The organism is Dolichospermum sp. LEGE 00246, assembly GCF_015207865.1.
Taxonomy (GTDB): domain Bacteria; phylum Cyanobacteriota; class Cyanobacteriia; order Cyanobacteriales; family Nostocaceae; genus Dolichospermum; species Dolichospermum heterosporum.
Map to the genome: position 1 here is coordinate 1 of NZ_JADEWA010000703.1, position 1,715 is coordinate 1,715.

Below are 1,715 nucleotides of genomic sequence, written 5' to 3' on the forward strand. Positions count from 1 at the left end.
TATTTTAACTATTGCCAAAATGTTGGTTAATTTTCCCCACTTTCTATATTTATATTTAATACCCTTGATAGATATTGTTGCCTATCTTTTGACATAGACAAACGGATATTATCTATCATGATATATTAGTTAATCCATGATAAAACCTACCTGAAGTAGCAACGCCACATCACATCATAAGTTAGACATTTACACTTGATTATTTACAAAGTTCAATCAATCAAAATAATTTTCCTCAAAGTCAATACATCAAAATCAAATTGCCGAAAATATCACCTTAATTACCCCATCATTTTCAAAACCCTTGATTTAATTAAGCTAATTGTATTAGCTTATACTATTCCTACATTGTGAGAATTTTTGTTAATTTAGATACAGTTTTCCTAAAAAATCACAAATTTTGTGTAATCACCTCGTCAACAGATTTTGCATTGACTCCACCAAACAAGTGTGGAGATTGAGGATTTTAGATTGGCGTTCGCAGCGCAGCCAGTATTTTTGATTAGTTCCATCCTGAAGGGGCGGGGAACTTGTACCGAAAAGTCCCAATCCAAAATCTAAAATTTTTCGGTCAAACTGCAAAAATTGCCAAAACAAATGGTGCAGATAACCTGATATAGCTACCTGCACCACTTGTTGATTAAATTTGGACTTTCTTGGGTGACGAAAGACATTCCTGCTTGCTGGCACTAATCCAAAATAAGCTTTAAGAATTACTCTCAAAGCATATTTACTAAACAGACAATTTAGTTCGTAGTTTGTGCTGACAGCATTTGTTTTAGCTTTTCTAAATCCGCTGCCCAACGGGGATCTGGACGAAAAGCTTCGTTATCAACGCTAGTAGCAGTCTCACGCGCACTACCACCACCGCTACCACGCCGAGATTTCTTACTTCTATCCCGACGATTACCTTCTTTATTGCCGCTAGGACTAGGGGCGCTACTACCTTGGATAATTGGTTTGGGAACTTGTTGTTGTGGTTGTTGTTCTTCACCTTCCTCACCTTTAGTCCGTGGTAAAGCTTTTTCTAGCTTAATGGGTGTATCTTTGAACATTTGACCATTATATTTTTCAATAATTTGATCTGCTTGTTCGTCATTATTCACTGTTAAAAACCCGAAACCCCGGCATTTGCCTGTTTTCCGGTCTTTAATTAGTTTGGTGGTGACAGCATCGCCTTCTTCTGCAAACACAGCTTGCAAATCTTGACGATCTATTTCTTCTTTGGGCAAATTTCCTATATATAGGCGAATGGACATGGAACATACCTCCGAATTGGGATTAAACAGGGCAAGACAAAAACAATAAATTGGCTTTGGTTTTTGAATAGATACTATGGACTAAAACTGCCACAAACCAATTTCTGCAATCCGATATTGTAGCGTGGCGTGAGTCATGCTATCAACTTATAGAATACAGTTTTTTTGTTGGGATCAAGCTTATTCGCCACGAAAGCAATTATGCAATCGTGGGCTAATATCACTTTAATTTTAGGAATTGTTAATTTAATAGCCAACTATCCACCACAGTAAATTCATTCTTCTTAATTCTTGCCCGCAGAACAAAATACCATTCCTTAACATTATGGTATTTTCTACGTAGCTAGTTCAGCAGAAACTTTTCCGCTAATAGCCAATAGTATTGCTTCATCGTAACATAAAACACATTTTTAAGGCAAGGGGCAAAAGATAAGAGGCAGGGGGCAGGGGGCAGGG

Annotated in this window: 1 protein-coding gene; it reads right to left on the minus strand. The window is 37.2% G+C overall.

What is annotated here, in order from left to right:
• Positions 1–746: 746 nt before the first annotated feature.
• Positions 747–1,259 carry an RNA-binding protein gene (locus tag IQ228_RS25750; RefSeq protein ID WP_027402959.1) on the minus strand — a complete coding sequence of 171 codons (513 nt, stop codon included), beginning with the start codon at positions 1,257–1,259 and terminating at the stop codon, positions 747–749.
• Between the last annotated feature and the right edge of the window lie 456 nt (positions 1,260–1,715).